We start from the raw sequence: 16,440 nt of genomic DNA, 5'->3' as shown, positions 1-16,440 counted from the left end.
GCACCAACCCCAGCGGCGGCACGCCCGGCCGCGCCAACTCGGTGCGCGCCAATAATGCCGATGCCTTGGCCCCCGCCCTGCTCCGCGCCATAGCCCTGAACGCCACCACCGTCCGCGCCTATTTCTCCGAAAAGCTGGACAGCACCACGGCCGCCACCGTGGGCCGCTACGCGCTGGCCGCGCCTGGCCCGGCCATCACGCGGGCCGCGCCCGTGGGGCCCGATTTCCGGCAGGTCGACCTCACATTGGCCGCCGCCTTGAGCCCCAGCCGCCCCACCACCCTCACCGTGCAAACGGCCACCGATTGCGCCGGCAACGCCAGCGGCGTGCTGCAGCCAGCCACCTTCGCCCTGCCCGAAACGGCCGCGAGCGGCGACGTGGTGATAAACGAGTTGCTGTTTAATCCCCGCGTGAGCGCCGTGCGGTTCGTGGAAATCATCAACCGCAGCAACAAATTCATCGATTTGCAGGGCTGGCAATTTTCGCGCGGCCGCATAAATGGCCGCGCCACGCCTACCCAGATAACATCTTCGCCGTTGGTAATTGCGCCGGGGCAGCTGTTGGCTTTCACCACGGATGTGGCCAACATTCAGACCCAATACCCCACCAGCAGCGACCCCGCCAACCTGATTCAGGTAGCCAGCCTGCCTTCGTTTACCGACGTGGATACGGTGGTGCTGCTCAATGCCGGCAATGTGACGCTGGACCGGCTGGCGTACTCCAAAGCCCTGCACTTGAGCCTACTAGCCACCCAGGAAGGCGTGTCACTGGAGCGCATTCGGACCAACGGACCTACGCTGGGCAGCAACTTCCACTCGGCGGCCAGCGCCGTGGGCTACGCCACCCCCGGCCGGCCCAACTCGCAGGCCCAGGACGAAGCCGGCGGCGACCAGGAGTTGACCGTGACGCCCGAAGTCTTCACCCCCGACGACGACGGCCAGCAGGATTTCGCCACCCTCAACTACCACCTCGACGCGCCCGGCTACGCCGCCAGCGTGACGGTGTACGACGCCCTGGGCCGCCTTACCCGCCGCCTCACCCGCAACGAAACCCTGCCCACCAACGGCTTCATCCAGTGGGACGGCATCGATGATAAAGGCCACAAGGCGGCCGTGGGCTACTACATTTTGCTAGTTGAGTTATTCCGCCCCAGCAGCGGTGAGAAGCGCGAATTCAAGAAGACAGTGGTGCTGGGGGCGCGGTTTTAACTGACCGAAGCCATCTGTCATTGCGAGCGCAGCGCGGCAACCGAAGGTCAGCGTAGCTAATCCTTCCTCCCAACGCGACCAACCTTGAGATGTGATAAATGCCCTTGCTACCAATGGGAAGCCCCGATTCTGCACAGAGTCGGGGCTTTTCACATCTCAGGGTTTCTGGAAAGGAAAGGATGGATTAGCTACGCAGACCTTCGGTTGCCACGCTGCGCTCGCAATGACAGATTAAACCCCTTCCCCTTAACCACGTCTTAAAGGCATGAACAGCACCCAGCAACTGCAGCATCTCTACTGGCGTGCCGGCTTTGGGCCACGCCCGCAGGACGTGGCCGCCGGCCTCAGCCCCCGCAAAGCCCTGCGCCAGCTGCTACACGATTCGGCGCAATACGTGCCCCTGGCCGGCTCCAGCCTCAACTACGCCGACCCGCAGGGCATGGTGATGACCGACCCGGCCTCGACCAAAAACAACCCCGTGCCCAACGGCATGGTGACTACGCCCGACCAGCCTGCGCCGCCCGGCACACCAGTAGCGCCCGTGGCCGCGATGCGGCCGCGCGCCGCGTTCAAAGGCGGCACCATTGCGGCCGGCGTGCCCCGCCTGCGCCGCGCCGACCTCACGCCCGCCCAGCGCAAGATGCAGAACGAGGGCATCCGCGATGCCTTCAACAACATGAGCACGGCCTGGATGGAGCGCATGGCTACCTCGCCGGCGCAGCTGCGCGAGAAGATGACGCTGTTCTGGCACGGGCACTTTGCCTGCCGCGTGCGCCAGCCCGATGCCGCCCTTAGCCTGCACAACACCACCCGGCAGTACGCCCTGGGCAAATTCCCGGACTTGCTCCTGGCCGTAAGCAAGGAGCCAGCCATGCTCCAGTTCCTCAACAACCAGCAGAACCGCAAGGAGCACCCCAACGAAAACTTCGCCCGCGAGGTGATGGAGCTGTTCACGCTGGGCCGGGGCAACTACACCGAAACCGACGTAAAAGAAGCCGCCCGCGCCTTCACCGGCTGGGGCTACGACTACCAGAGCAACTTCAAGTTCCGGGAGCGCGAGCACGACGCGGGCACTAAAACCTTCCTGGGCAAAACCGGCAACCTGACCGGCGAGGACGTGCTGATGCACATTCTGGCCCAGCCCGCCGCCGCCACGTTCCTGACCACCAAAATCTACCGCTTCTTCGTGAACGATGTGCCCAACCCGGTACACATCGAGCCGCTGGCGGTGGCCTTCCGCAAAAGCGGCTACGACATTGCCGACCTGATGGAGCGCCTCTTTTCGGCCGATTGGTTCTACGAGCCCGCTAACATGGGCACCCACATCAAGAGCCCCGTGGAGCTGCTGGCCGGCATCCGACGCACGCTCAATGTGAAGGTCGACAACGCGCAGCCGCTGCTGGGCTACCAGCGCGCCTTGGGTCAGAACCTGTTCCAGCCGCCCAACGTGGCCGGCTGGCCCGGTGGCCGCAACTGGATTGATTCGTCGTCGCTGCTACTGCGCTTGCAGCTCCCTGCCATCCTGTTCAAAAACGCCGAATTTGCCGTGGCCCTGAAGCAGGACGAAAACGACATTGCTCCCAACCAGACCAAGGCCGAGCGCACCGTGCGGCCCGGCGCGGGCGCCCACCTGCCGCTGGCCCCGCTCCAACAGCTGCTTGGGGCCACACCCGCCGCCCAGCAGCCTGAGAAGCTCAGCGGCTTCCTGCTTCAGGCCAACATTCGGCCCGAAAACCTGCAGCTGGTGCAACAGGCCGCCCAGCAAAAAGAGCCGGCGGAGGCACTGCGGGCCACGTTAGTAAGCCTGTTGAGTTTGCCGGAATACCAACTGGCGTAACACCAACTCCCCTCCTTACCAAGGAGGGGATGTTCGAGCCAAAGGCTCTGACGGGGGTGGTTGTGGCATTGAAGAATGGCTGAACAACTCATTGATAATTGCTCAAGCAGCTTTCAACGCCACAACCACCCCAGCTGACGCTTCGCGTCAGCGTCCCCTCCTTGGTAAGGAGGGGAGTTTGATGTTCTCTCAACCCTTCCCAATAGAGCTATGGCTTCCACCCGCCGCGAATTCCTTCGCACCTCCGCTTTGGCCAGCACTTTGCTGCTGGTGCCCAAGTTTCTGCACGCCCTGGACCGGGGACCGGGCCTCGCCGGCCTGCGCGATGCCACCGGGGCACGCCGCCTCATTGTGGTGCAGCTGGGCGGGGGAAATGATGGCCTGAACACAGTCATCCCCTACCGCAACGACTTGTATTACAAGGCCCGGCCCACGCTCGGCATCAAGGAAAGCGAGGGAATTCTGGCGCTGGATAAGGATTTGGGCCTGCATCCGGCTTTAAAAGGCCTAAAAGGGTTGTACGACCAGGGCCAGCTGGCCGTGCTGAACTCGGTGGGCTACCCCAACCCCGACCGCTCGCACTTCCGCTCGATGGACATCTGGCAGTCCGGCTCGGGCTCCGACCAGGTGGTGAGCACCGGCTGGCTGGGCCGCTACCTCGATTCGAGTTGCGCCGACTGTCAGCGGCCCTACAATGCCCTCGAAATCGACGACACGCTGAGCCTGGCCCTGAAAGGCCGCCAGCGCAAAGGCCTGGCCCTAAAAAACCCGGATAAATTCCACCAAATCAACCAGAACCGTTTGCTGGCCAAGGTGAGCAAGGAAACCGCGCCCGCCCATCAGGAACAGGTCGATTACCTCTACAAGACACTGGCTGAAACCGCGTCTTCGGCCGATTACCTGTACGACAAATCGAAAATCTACAAGTCGGCCGTGACGTATCCGAACTCCGATTTCGGCAAAAACCTGAAAACCACCGCCGAACTGATTAATTCCGGCGTGGAATCCCGCGTGTACTACCTGGCCCTGAGCGGTTTCGACACCCACGTACGCCAGCACGAGCAGCAGCAGCGCCTCTTCACCGACCTGGGCGACGGCCTGGCCGCCCTGGCCGACGACCTGCGCCAGCACGACCAGTGGAACAACACGCTGGTGCTGGTATTCAGCGAGTTTGGCCGGCGCGTGGGCCAGAACGCCAGCAACGGCACCGACCACGGCACGGCCAACAACGTGTTTCTGGCCGGCGGCGCGCTTCAGAAGAAAGGTGTAATCAACGACGCCCCCGACCTCGTGAACCTCGACCAGGGCGACCTGCGCCACCAGGTCGATTTCCGCAGCATCTACGCCAACATCCTCAAAGACTGGCTCGGAGCCAATGACACCGCCATTCTGGGAACGGGCTTTGAACGGATGAGCGGCCTGGTGTAATCGCCTGTCATTGCGAGGAGGCACGACGAAGCAATCCGTCCTGTCAAACCCAGACGCTCTCTTTTACCAGAAAGCCCCGATACTGCACAGTATCGGGGCTTTCTATTGTTGAAAAAGGCTTCATCACATCTCAAAGCTAGTCGCACCGAGAGTACGGATTGCCGCGTTGCGCTCCGCTCCACTCGCAATGACAAACGATTAGAGCGGCACGTTGAACCCAAACGCCCAAATAGCTTGCAACGACCCGAAAACGTGGGTGGCACGGCCCTGCCGGTCATCGCCGAGGTAGGTATTGGTATAGTCGGCGAAGGCACCCTGAATATCGGTTTGCAGGAAGAAATAGCGGAAAATATCCGCTTTCAGGCCCAGGCTGCTGCCCACCACCAGCCCGTGGTAGTGGAACGGCCCCTCCTGATGGTTGCCCAGCACGGTGGAGATGGTGTAGGAAATCATGGGGCCGGCCCCCACCTTGCCCACGGCGCTCACCTTGAAGTGGCGGCGGTCCCAGAGCGTCTTGTGTTTCACCAGGTTCACCATGAGGTAGTTGTTGCCATTGGTGTGCTGGAGGTGCACAAAATCGGGCGTTACCAGCGTGTCCTTGTCGATGTAGTGGCCCCGGATGTTGCCGCGCACGTGAATTACCTGGTTGTCGTCGACCACGTATTTGAGATGGTTCCAGCTTACTTCGATGCCCAGGTCGTGCTTGTCGTGAAACAGGTAGCCCAGCGTCATGTCATACTGCGGGATGGTCCAGGAATTGAACCGCCAGAAGTCCTTGAAATCGGGCTTGTCGCTGGCGTGCGCGTTCAAAAACGTGAAATCGTAGTTGTCCGTTTTGGTGTTTTTGAAGCGGATATCGCTGCGCGTGTACCAGTCGCGGTTGTATCCCCAGCTGAAATACACGCTGCCATGAGGCTTGAGTTCGGGCGGAATGGGCGCGGCCGTGGGCGTTGAGGACGCAGTAATGGGGTCAGTAGCCGGAGCCAGGGGTTGGGCAATAAGTGGCCCGGCCAGGCCCATCAATAGGCCCGACAATAAGAAGAAGAATCTCATTGAAAATGAATAAATAAATTCCGCAATAAAGCTCAACAGTAAAAGCGCGCGAAGGTAAGCAGCAAGGCCGCCAATTGTTTAGCTTAATCGACCAATTTGGTGTGGCAACCCAGGCAAGGCACAGAAAAGCAGAAATTAATATTGGGCCGTGCGGCAGCTCAGCAGCAAATTTTACACCCCGCTATAGAGCCAAAGTGTAGCGATGCTTGCCGGAAGCCATGTAGCTTGCGCACCGATTTCCTTTCCATTTCTCCAAATGCACCAATCACTTTTCGGCGGCGCAATGGCGCTGCTATTGGCAATTGCGCCAGCGGCCCACGCTCAAACTCTGGCACCAACCCTGTATGATGGCCCGCGCTACCCCGGCGGCCCCGATTCGTTGCGCGCCCTCGTGCACCGCAGCACCCGGCTGCTGGCGCCCAACCAAGCCGGGCGGGTGGTGTTGCAGTTTGAGCTCAAGGATGGGCAACAGCCTGGCAATTTCAAACTTGTTGGCCCGGATAGGCGGGCAAAGTCGGACCTCGGCAAAGCGGCTCAGGCAGCTCAGCAATACCTTCAGGCCCAGATGCCGGCCTGGCAGCCCGGGCCTCCCAAGGCTACTGACAAGCCCGGTCGCAACCCGCGCATCATGCTGGCCCTCAATTTTGCTGCAGATGCCAGCGCCCAGCCCTATCCTTACGCCGACCAGGAACCCACCTTTGCCTACTTGCCAAGCGGCGCGCGCAACTCGAACGGCCCCGAAGCCGCCGCGATTCCGGCTCAAATGGCCGCCTCCTACAGCGGCTTAGCCGAATATGTGCAACGCCAGGTCAGGTACCCGGCCGATGCGCTCCGCAACCGCGAACAGGGTCGGGTAAACGTTTATTTTGAAATAGCTGAAAACGGCACGGTGGAGAATCCGGAGATAATTGGTTCGGCGGGCAGCAACCTCGATGATGAGGTGCTGCGCACCGTGCGCGGCCTACGGCCCGCTGCTACTCCGGGCCTGCTCAATGGCCGGCCCGTACGCGTGTTTTACGTGCTGCCCATCACGTTCAAAATGATTTAACGGCTCAACAACTGGCCGGGGTTACCTACCGCCCAAACACCGCCGCCGCCAGCGCCAGCACGGCCCGGCGGGTGGCCTCGGGCTGCTCCAGGTACGAGAGGTGCCCGCTGCCCTCCAGAAACAGCGCCGCGCCCACCGGCGGCAGGGCCGCCTGTCGCACGGCATCGTCGAAATGCACGGCCACGTCGTGCTTGCCGGCCACCATCAGCACCGGGAAGGGGGCTTTGGCCAGCACCTGAGTGCGCTCGGGGCGGGCGGCCATGCCGCGCAGCGCCCCGGTAATGGTAGTGGCCGGCGTGGCCTTGCCGATTTCCTCCAGCAGGCCGCGGGCGTCGGTCAGCTTGTCGCGGTTGGTGGGCGCGAAAAGCGGGCGCACGAATGATTCCATGAACTTGCCCACCCCGTGGCGCTCCACGAAGCTGATATTTTTCTCGCGGTTCTGGCGCTTCTCATCGGTATCGGGCAGGGCCGTGGAGTTGATGAGCGCCAGGCCGGCTACGCGCTGGGGCCAGCGCTCAGCCAGGGCCAGGGCCACGTAGCCGCCCATGCTGTGGCACACCAGCAGCACCGGGTCGGGGCAGCCTTTCTGGTTGAGGTAGTCGATGATGTGACGCGCCTGGGCCTCCATCGAGAAGTCGGGCACGGGGGCCAGGTTGGTGCCGTGGCCGGGCAGGTTGGGGGCCAGCAGCCGGTAGCCGTCCGGAAAGGCGCGGGTGAAATCGGTCCACACCTCGCGGCTTTCGGCAAATCCGTGGAGAAAAACGATGGTGGGCGGGTTGGAGGCGGGCGTCATATGGGCAAAAGTAACGTTCCCTGCTTTCCGCCTCCTTATTTATTTCACCGCTTCCTCCACCCGCCGCAGCGACGACTCCCGCACAAACAGCTGCGGCTGCAACACCACCTGCCGCTGCGAAAACGCCGTGCCATCGGCGGCCGCCAAATCGGTGAAGAGGCGGAAGGCGGCCTGGCCCATTTCCTCGCAGCGCTGGTCCACCGAGGTGAGGTGAGGCTCGGCCACCATCGTCAGGGCCTCGTTGCTGAAGCCGGCCAGGGCCACGTCCTGCGGCACGCGCAGGCCCCGGCTTTTCAGCACTTGTAATGCGCCGAGGATGGCGGAGTCGCCGGCCGCGAACACGGCATCGGGCGGGTTGGGCAGGGTCAATAGCTGCTTCATGCACTCCTGGCCGCCCTCTAGGGTCATGTCGCAGTCGATAATCAGGCTTTCGTCCGGGGCGATGCCGTGGCTTTGCAGGGCATCGAGGTAGCCTTGGCGGCGGTTGCGGTAGATGTTGAGGTGCTGCGGGCCGGCCAGGTGGGCCACGCGGCGGCAGCCCTGCTCCAGCAGGTGGCTAGTGGCCTGGAAAGCTCCGCCTTGGTCGTTCAGCACCACGGCATTCACGCTGTCGCCTTCCAGAATGCGGTCGAAAAACACCAGCGGTACCCCGCGCTTGCGTACTTTATCAAAGTGCTTAAAATCGAGTGTGGTGCGCGAAACCGACACCAGAATGCCCGCCACCTGCGCGCTGAGCAGGGTTTCGAGGTTCTTGCGCTCCTGCGCCACATCCTCATTCGACTGGCAGATGATGACGCTGTAGCCGGCCTTGCTGGCCGCCGTTTCGATGCCGTGCACCACCGAGGCAAAAAAGCGGCCTTCGATGTAGGGCACAATTACGCCCAGCAGCGTGCTGGTGCCCTTTCGCAAGGACGAGGCCATGCGGTTGGGCTGGTAGTTCAGCTTTTTGGCCAGCTTGAGCACCGCCTGCTTGGTGGCCGGCCCGATGCTGTGGTGGTCGCTCAGGGCCCGCGAAATCGTGGTCATCGACACGCCCAGCTCCCGGGCCAAATCGGCCATGGAAACGGGGCTGTGGGCCGAGTCGGAGGGTTTTGCAGAAGGGCGGCGTCCGGCCATTTTAATAATGCGATAGATAGAACTACAATGCGTAAAGCTAGTAGAAGTGCCGCAACGATTACCCGGCGGCGCTGTTCTAACCCGGCAGTTCGCCGTAGAAGAGCATAATTTTTTACGCTGAACCGCACAATTCCCCTGTCTGGAACGCCGCAACAACGGCCATCATTCCTGACCTTTGAACCCTCTGAACTAATTGCACATTCATGAACCCTCTCGTTGACATCCGCCAGTTCGACCAAAGCCTGTGGCTGGACTTTATCAGCCGCCCCATCATCATCGACGGCAAGCTCCAGCGCCGCATTCAGGACGAAGCCCTGCGCGGCGTAACCTCGAACCCGGCCATCTTCGCCAAGTCCATCGGCGACACGGCCGACTATGATTCGGCCATCAAAGCCCTGGCCCTGCAAGGCAAAACCACTGACGAAATCTACACCAATCTGGCCGTGTCCGACGTGCAGGCCGCGACCGACCTTTTCCGGCCCCTCTACGACGGCCCCGACCACGGCTCCGACGGCTACGTGAGCCTCGAAGTATCGCCCGAGCTGGTGAACGACACCGAAGGCACCATCGCCGAGGCCTTGGCCCTCTGGAAAGCCGTGGACCGCCCCAACGTGATGATTAAAGTGCCGGCCACCCTCGAAGGCCTGCCCGCCATTCGCCGTCTCATCTCGGAGGGCGTGAACGTAAACGTGACCCTGATTTTCGGTCTGGAGCGCTACCGCCTGGTGGCCGAAGCCTTCATCGCTGGTCTCGAAGACCGCGCCGCCAAGGGCGAGCCGCTGGCCCGCATCGACTCGGTGGCCAGCTTCTTCCTCAGCCGCATCGACGTGCTGATTGACCCCATGCTGGAGAAAATCGCGGCCGAAGGCGGCGAAAAAGGCAAGCTGGCCGAAAGCCTCGTGGGCGAAGTGGCCATTGCCAGCGCCAAGCAGGCCTACCAGATGTACAAGGAGATTTTCTCGGGTCCGCGCTGGGAAGCTCTCGCTGCCAAAGGGGCCGAAACCCAGCGCCTGCTGTGGGCCAGCACCGGCAACAAAAACCCCAAATACGACAACCTGCGTTACGTCGACGGCCTCATCGGCCCGCACACGGTGAACACCGTGCCGGTGGAAACGCTGGACCTGTTCGGCAAAAGCGGCAAGGTGGCCGCCACCATTGAAACCAACCTGGAGCACTCGAAAGAGGTACTGGCTCGCCTGCCCGAGCTCGGCATCAACCTCGATGAGCTGACCCAGCACCTCGAAGAAGACGGCGCGACCAAGTTCAAGGAGCCCTTCGCCAAGCTGATGCAGTCCATCGAAAAGAAGCGCGCCCTGGCCGTGGAAGCCCAGGTAGACGACTCCAAAATGGAGCTGGGCCAGTACCAGGCCGCCGTGGATGCGCAAATTGCCAAGTTCAAAGCCGATAATTTCGTGCACGGCTTCTGGGATAAGAAGGCGGATTTGTGGACCAGCGACGAGGCCGGGCAGCACAGCATCCGCAGCTACATGGGCTGGCTGCGCGTGGCGGAGACGATGGTATCTGCGGTGCCCGAAATCGAGCAGTTCGTGCACGAGGTGCAGGCCGCTGGCTTCAAGCACGTGGTGGTGATGGGCATGGGCGGCAGCACGATGGCCCCCATCGTGTTCAAATCCTCCTTCCCGAAAGGCGAAAACGGCCTGCCGATGTCGGTGCTCGACACCACCGACCCCGGTGCGGTGCGGGCCATTGAGGCCGAGTTGCCGCTGGCTGAGACGCTGTTTATCGTGGCCAGCAAATCCGGCACCACGGCCGAGCCGCTGGCGTTCGGCGATTATTTCTACGCCAAAGTCAAAGAAATCAAGGGCGACAAGGCCGGCGAAAACTTCGTGGCCATCACCGACCCGGGCTCCAAGTTCGTGACCGATGCCACGGCCGCCAAGTACCGCCGCATCTTCCTCAACTTCCCCGAGGTGGGCGGCCGGTTCTCGGCCCTCACCTACTTCGGCTTGGTGCCGGCGGCTCTCTACGGCCTGCCCATCGGCGAGATTCTGGAGCGCGCCATCCTGATGATGCGCGCCTGCGGTGCCTACGGCCCGACCGATAAAAACCCCGGCCTCGAATTCGGCACCGCCCTGGGCGTGCTGGCCGAGCAGGGCCGCGACAAGCTCACCATCGTGGTGCCCGATGCCCTGCACGACCTCGGCCTGTGGCTGGAGCAGCTCATCGCCGAAAGCACCGGCAAGGAAGGCAAGGGCATTCTGCCCGTGGCCGGCGAGCCGCTGGGCGACCCCGGCATCTACGGCACCGACCGCGTGTTTGTGTACGTGGGCTACAAGGACCAGGCCGACGAGGCCAACGCCAGCAAGCTCGAAGCCCTCAAGCAGGCCGGCCACCCCGTCATCACCCTGTTGATGAAGGACGCCTTCGACCTCGGCCAGGAGTTCTACCGCTGGGAAGTGGCCACGGCCGTGGCCAGCGCCGTGTTCCGCATCAACCCCTTCGACCAGCCCAACGTGCAGGCCGCCAAAACGGCCACCGACAAGCTGATGAAGGCCGTGGAAACCGAAGGCAAGCTGCCCGAGACCGAAGCCCCCGCCGCCAGCGAAAACGGCGTGGACTACTACACCACCGCCCACGGCGAGGGCGCGGCCGGCGTGCTCAAAGCCTTCTTCGCGCAAGCGAAGCCCGGTGATTTCGTGTGCCTGCAAGCCTACCTCACCGAAACGCCTGCCGTGAGCGCCAGCCTGCTGGCCCTGCGCCAGCGCGTGCAGCAGGAGCTGCACCTGGCCACCACCTCGGGCTATGGCCCGCGCTTCCTGCACAGCACCGGCCAGTACCACAAGGGCGGCCCCAACACGGGCCTGTTCATCCAGTTCACCGACGACAACCCGCAGGACCTGGCCCTGCCCGGCCGCTCCTACACCTTCGGCACTTTCAAGAATGCCCAGGCCCTCGGTGACCTGCAAGCCCTGCTCGACAACGGCCGCCGCACCCTGCGCGTGAACCTCGGCAACAACGCCGAGGCCGGCCTGAAAACGATGCTCGCCGCCCTGCCGCCGCTGAAGTAGCGGTTAGAAGCTTCAGTTGCGACGCAACGGCCCCGGCTCTGTGAAGAGCCGGGGCCGTTTGCGTAGGGTGCGGGGCTTGCCCCCGCCCGTCGTTGAACGAAATCTTTGCAACGACGGGCGGGGGCAAGCCCCGCACCCTACTTGTACTTCGCAAATGCCTTTTGTACACGCAAAACTGCCTTGCGAAGCTTCGCAAACCTGTTTTGCAGCCTCGGAATGCCTTGCGAAGCTTCGCAAGCCTGTTTTGTGCGCGCAAAAGGCATTTGCGAAGCTTTGCAAACCTGTTTTTGCAGCGCAAAAGGCATTTGCGAAGTGCTACGGGCCGGCTGGACCATGCCGGTTTGGATTTGCGCGGGCTTTCAGTACTTTAGCCGCTCAACCATTCCCATCCCCAACCACATTATGGAACCCAAAGCTACCCCCAAACCCCGCAAAGCCCCTTTACTAGCCGCCAACGACCTGCTGCTGGCCGACCAGGCCACCTCCGCCGTCAAGTACTGGGACGGTCAGCCTTGGCTCACGCTGCGCTATACCAACGCCGCCGCGTTCAAAAAAATGACCGGCGACTACGTGGCCGCCGTCGATTCGCGCCAGCAGGCCGGCACAGCACGGCCCATCGATGCCGACGAACTGCTCGAGCTCGACGCTAAAATTGAGGCCAACCTTTACCGCGTGAAAGCCCGCCTGGTGGACAAGTACGACAAGAAAAAAGCCCTCGCCTACTACCCCACGCTGGGCATCATCAAAGACGGCGCGGCCTACCTCATCGACCGCGACCGCACCCGCCGGGCAGCAGCCCTCAACACCCTGCTGGCCGGCCTCACGTCGGAGAAAATCGACGACGGCGACCACGGCACCGCCTTCTGGAAGCCCATTGCCAAGCGCTACAACGAGCTGGTGGGCCACCTCACCGACACCAACGGCGAAATCTCCAAAGCCGTGGCCACCAAGGACACCCTACGCGCCCAAATCGAGCAGGTGCTCTCCTCCCTGGCCAAAGTCCTCGACGCCAACTATCCCGACGACAAGGAGTACAAGGCCGAGCTGCGCGCCGCCGGCTTCCAGCGCGAGAAGTACCGCTAGGCGCTGGCCGTAGCCCATGCCCACGCGGCGGTTCCCGGCAACGGGGGCCGCCGCATGTTACTTTTGGGCCAGTCCCTTTGTTGAGATTGCGACATTCGTTTCGCAACATTCATTTATCGGTTCCTAAATAACTGCGGAGGCCAAAAGAGCAGTTGATTTCCAGCTCTCCAAAAATTCATGTTTAAGGCAAAAAAGCCCCCGCAGCAACTGCTACGGGGGCTTTTATTTGCGAATCAATTCAGTACCAACAGCGTCAGAAAGGGGGCGCTACTGCACTGCAATACCGGAGAAAGAGCCCGATACCTCCCCCGGACCCACGAAGGTGGCTTTGAAGCTACCGCTGACGGTGCGCGTCTGCGCGTTGTAGGTGGTGGTGCCGCTGGAGGCAGTGCCCGTCGTACCGTCCAACGAAGCGGTGAGTACGTTGGTGGTGTTGGCGGGTGGGCTGCCAGCTCCGCGCGAAAACTCCAGGTTCAATACTTTGCCGCTACTGAGCTTGCCCGTGATAGTGAGGCTGGAGGCGGCAGTTTGGTAGTTGGAGTTTACGACACGCGCCTCGGCAAGGTCGTAGGGAGGGGCACCGGCTTCGGCAACCGCCACCTTGATGGTAGAAGCGGTGGAGGCTGTAACTGGCGTCGGCTCGTCTTTCGAACAACCTGCCAGCATCGTGGCAGCCAACAATGCCGGGGCCAGAAAAACAGTGACTTTCATAAGCAAATTGGTTTGGTAGAAACATTGCTGCGCACTCCGCGCAACCCGGCAAATGTACCGGCGTAGCAATTGTTAAACCAACGACTGGAGCACTTGATTCCCGACCTTGGTGCCCAGCTCGCGCACGGCCTGGGCAATGCCGGCCGCATCAAAGCCGCACTCTTTGTAGAGCTCATCCTGGGTGCCGTGCTCCACCACGCGGTCGGGGATGCCGAGGCGCACGACGGGCATATGGAAACCGTGGTCAGTGAGGAATTCGAGCACGGCCGAGCCGAAGCCGCCGGGCAGGCAGCCATCTTCCACCGTCACGATGGCGCGGTAGCGGCGGGCCACGTCGCGCAGCATCTCCTCATCCAGCGGCTTGCAGAAGCGCATGTCGTAGTGGCCGGCATCAATGCCTTCGGCGGCCAGGGTTTCGGTGGCTTTCACGGCGTAGTTACCGATGTGACCGATGCTGAGGATGGCCACGCCGCCCTCTTCGCCCTCACGCACTACGCGGCCCGTGCCAATGGCCACGCGCTGCAGCGGCGTGCGCCACTCGGGCATCACGCCCTCGCCGCGCGGGTAGCGGATGCTGAACGGGCCGGCGTTTTCGGGCAGGGTGGCGGTGTACATCAGGTTGCGCAGTTCCTGCTCGTTCATCGGGGCCGATACCACGATGTTGGGGATGCAGCGCATGAAAGCCAGGTCGTAGCAGCCGTGGTGGGTAGGGCCGTCGGCCCCGGCAAAGCCGGCGCGGTCGAGGCAGAACACCACGTGCAGGTTTTGCAGGGCCACGTCGTGCACCACCTGGTCGTAGCCCCGCTGCATGAACGAGGAGTAGATGTTGCAGAACGGAATCAGCCCCTGCGTGGCCAGGCCCGCCGAGAACGTGACGGCGTGCTGCTCGGCAATGCCCACGTCGAAGGCGCGGGTAGGCATGGCGGCCATCATAATGTTCAGCGACGAGCCCGAGGGCATGGCCGGCGTCACGCCCATGATTTTGTCGTTGGCCTCGGCCAACTCCACCAGCGTGTGGCCGAACACGTCCTGGTACTTGGGCGGCTGGGGCTTGTCGGGCGTCTTCTTGTAAATCTCGCCCGTGATTTTGTCGAACAAACCCGGCGCGTGCCACAGCGTTTGGTCTTTCTCGGCCAGCGCGTAGCCCTTGCCCTTCACCGTCACGCAATGCAGCAGCTTGGGGCCGGGAATGGATTTCAGGTCGTTGAGGATGGTGACGAGGTGCTGCACGTCGTGGCCATCCACGGGGCCGAAATAGCGGAATTTCAGGGCCTCGAACAGGTTGCTCTGCTTCATGAGAGTCGCCTTCATGGCGGCCTCTACTTTGCGGGCAATCTGCTGGGGGTTAGGGCCGAACTTGCTCAGCTTGCCGAGCACGTTCCAGAGCTCGTCGCGCACCTTGTTGTAGGTGCGCGAGGTGGTGATGTCGGTGAGGTATTCTTTGAGCGCGCCCACGTTGGGGTCGATGCTCATGCAGTTGTCGTTCAGCACGACAATCATGTTGTTATTGAGCACGCCGGCCTGGTTCATGGCCTCGAAGCTCATGCCGGCCGTCATAGCGCCATCACCAATCACGGCAATGTGCTGGCGGTCGAATTCACCCTTGTAATCCGAAGCCACCGCCATGCCCAGCGCCGCCCCGATGCTGGTGCTGCTGTGACCCACGCCGAAAGCATCATATTCACTCTCGCTGCGCTTCGGAAAGCCCGACATGCCTTTATAGCGGCGGTTGGTCGGGAATTTTTCGCGGCGGCCGGTGAGAATTTTGTGGCCGTAGGCCTGGTGGCCCACGTCCCAGATAAGCTGGTCGTGGGGCGTGTTGAAGACGTAGTGCAGCGCCACCGTCAGCTCGACCACGCCCAGCGAGGCACCGAAGTGCCCGCCGTAGATGCTCACGGAGTCGATGATAAAGTCGCGCAGCTCGGTGCTGAGCTGGACTAACTGCTCGGGGGCGAGCTTTTTGAGGTCGTCGGGCGAGTCAATTGCCGCGAGCAGCGGGCCGGGTTCAACTATCATCAGGGCAGGCGTGGTGGGATGGGTGACGGGGAGTTAACCGCCTGACCCGCTAAAAGATTATCGGGCTGGCACAAAGGTACGACGGCGGGCGAAGTGCGGTTGTACGCCCGAAGGAATTCGGGGCTTGGTCGGGGTTCGGCGTTGGATAATCTAGTTTTCCGCCGGAAAGGTGTTTGTAACGAGGACCTTTGCGTAATGCGCAGGCGCCAGATAGCGATATAGCCCGCAACCGGCTTGCCCCACAAACAACAAAAGTACCGGGAGGATGCAACCCTCGGCCCCGATTACGGCACTTTGGCCGTTATGAATTGTATGAAACGAACCTTACCGGCTTCGGCCGTAGTGATTACCGCCCTTCTGGGCATCAACCATTTAGCCGTTGCGCAGCAGGGCCCGCCCACGGGTGCCCGCCCGGCCACGGCAACTCCGGCCACGCCCCGCGCGGCAGCCGGCCGCGTGAGCGGCACCGTAACCGATGCCACGACCGGCAAGCCGGTATCCTACGCCACGGTGGCCGTGCTGGATGCGGCGGGCTCGCCCGTGAACGGCGGCGTGGCCGGCGACGATGGCAAATTCGTGCTGGCCGGCATTCCGGCCGGGACTTACACCGTCCAAATCAGCTTCCTGGGCTATAAAAACGAGGACCGTCCCGGCGTGGTAGTGCCCGCCGGCGGCGTCGTGAACCTGGGCGCGGTGGCGCTGACGGCCACGGCCCAGAAGCTGGGCGAAGTGGTAGTAGTGGCCCAAAAGCCGCTGATTGAGGAGCGGGTGGACCGCACCATATACAACGCCGAAAACGACCAGACGGCGCGCGGCGGCGATGCCACCGACGTGCTCAAGCGCGTGCCGCTGCTGAGCGTGGACCTCGATGGCAACGTGAGCCTGCGCGGCAGCTCTAACATTCGGGTTCTTATCAATAACAAACCCTCGGCCATTGCGGCCAACAGCATTGCGGATGCCCTGCGCCAGATTCCGGCCGAGCAGATTAAGTCGGTGGAAGTCATCACGTCGCCCTCGGCCAAGTACGATGCCGAAGGGTCGGGTGGCATCATCAACATCATCACCAAAACCAACAACCTGAGCGGCGGCACCCTGGGCATCGATGCCAGCGTGGGCAC

At 62.4% G+C, this 16,440-nt stretch carries 12 protein-coding genes; 7 read left to right on the top strand and 5 right to left on the bottom strand.

Annotated elements, in window-relative coordinates:
- The 3 genes from AAFH49_RS21060 to AAFH49_RS21050 form a co-directional block, all read left to right on the top strand.
- Nucleotides 1–1,208: lamin tail domain-containing protein (locus tag AAFH49_RS21060; protein ID WP_342301301.1), on the top strand; the 1,208-nt coding region annotated here is incomplete at its 5' end.
- A 265-nt stretch (nt 1,209–1,473) separates the two neighbouring features.
- The gene (locus tag AAFH49_RS21055) at nt 1,474–3,045 is read left to right on the top strand and encodes a DUF1800 domain-containing protein (protein ID WP_342301300.1); all 1,572 of its coding nucleotides are present in this window, start codon (nt 1,474–1,476) and stop codon (nt 3,043–3,045) included.
- Nucleotides 3,046–3,255: 210 nt separating this feature from the next.
- Nucleotides 3,256–4,473, top strand: coding sequence for a DUF1501 domain-containing protein (locus AAFH49_RS21050; protein ID WP_342301298.1), 1,218 nt, complete (start codon nt 3,256–3,258; stop codon nt 4,471–4,473).
- A 198-nt stretch (nt 4,474–4,671) separates the two neighbouring features.
- Here the strand turns inward: AAFH49_RS21050 and AAFH49_RS21045 are convergent, their stop codons facing one another.
- A complete protein-coding gene (locus AAFH49_RS21045) occupies nt 4,672–5,526 on the bottom strand; it encodes a hypothetical protein (RefSeq protein ID WP_342301297.1) in 855 nt (284 codons plus the stop codon).
- Between the two features lie 256 nt (nt 5,527–5,782).
- Here AAFH49_RS21045 and AAFH49_RS21040 point away from each other — a divergent pair, with 256 nt between their 5' ends.
- Complete coding sequence (locus AAFH49_RS21040) at nt 5,783–6,574, top strand: energy transducer TonB (protein WP_342301296.1); 792 nt, start codon at nt 5,783–5,785, stop codon at nt 6,572–6,574.
- A gap of 25 nt (nt 6,575–6,599) precedes the next feature.
- On the opposite strand, the gene AAFH49_RS21035 is transcribed toward AAFH49_RS21040, so the two are convergent.
- Both AAFH49_RS21035 and AAFH49_RS21030 read right to left on the bottom strand, forming a co-directional pair.
- Nucleotides 6,600–7,367, bottom strand: a complete 768-nt coding sequence (locus tag AAFH49_RS21035; RefSeq protein ID WP_342301295.1) for an alpha/beta fold hydrolase — start codon at nt 7,365–7,367, stop codon at nt 6,600–6,602.
- 39 nt (nt 7,368–7,406) lie between these two features.
- A complete protein-coding gene (locus AAFH49_RS21030) occupies nt 7,407–8,426 on the bottom strand; it encodes a LacI family DNA-binding transcriptional regulator (protein ID WP_342301293.1) in 1,020 nt (339 codons plus the stop codon).
- Between the two features lie 260 nt (nt 8,427–8,686).
- Here AAFH49_RS21030 and AAFH49_RS21025 point away from each other — a divergent pair, with 260 nt between their 5' ends.
- Both AAFH49_RS21025 and AAFH49_RS21020 read left to right on the top strand, forming a co-directional pair.
- Nucleotides 8,687–11,512, top strand: a complete 2,826-nt coding sequence (locus tag AAFH49_RS21025; protein ID WP_342301292.1) for a bifunctional transaldolase/phosoglucose isomerase — start codon at nt 8,687–8,689, stop codon at nt 11,510–11,512.
- A gap of 402 nt (nt 11,513–11,914) precedes the next feature.
- Nucleotides 11,915–12,595, top strand: a complete 681-nt coding sequence (locus AAFH49_RS21020; RefSeq protein WP_342301291.1) for a hypothetical protein — start codon at nt 11,915–11,917, stop codon at nt 12,593–12,595.
- A 267-nt stretch (nt 12,596–12,862) separates the two neighbouring features.
- Here AAFH49_RS21020 and AAFH49_RS21015 read toward each other — a convergent pair whose 3' ends face one another.
- Together AAFH49_RS21015 and dxs are read right to left on the bottom strand one after the other, a co-directional pair.
- Nucleotides 12,863–13,306 carry a hypothetical protein gene (locus tag AAFH49_RS21015; RefSeq protein ID WP_342301290.1) on the bottom strand — a complete coding sequence of 148 codons (444 nt, stop codon included), beginning with the start codon at nt 13,304–13,306 and terminating at the stop codon, nt 12,863–12,865.
- Nucleotides 13,307–13,378: 72 nt separating this feature from the next.
- Nucleotides 13,379–15,322, bottom strand: a complete 1,944-nt coding sequence (gene dxs / locus AAFH49_RS21010; RefSeq protein WP_342301288.1) for a 1-deoxy-D-xylulose-5-phosphate synthase — start codon at nt 15,320–15,322, stop codon at nt 13,379–13,381.
- Nucleotides 15,323–15,634: 312 nt separating this feature from the next.
- On the opposite strand from dxs, the gene AAFH49_RS21005 reads away from it, so the two are divergent.
- On the top strand, nt 15,635–16,440 hold an 806-nt coding region (locus AAFH49_RS21005; RefSeq protein ID WP_342301287.1), incomplete at its 3' end, for a carboxypeptidase regulatory-like domain-containing protein.

The sequence above is a fragment of the Hymenobacter segetis genome, from assembly GCF_038448715.1.
GTDB lineage: Bacteria > Bacteroidota > Bacteroidia > Cytophagales > Hymenobacteraceae > Hymenobacter > Hymenobacter segetis.
Note: the sequence above shows the minus strand (reverse complement) of the source record. Positions and strands in the feature narration are given on the sequence as shown.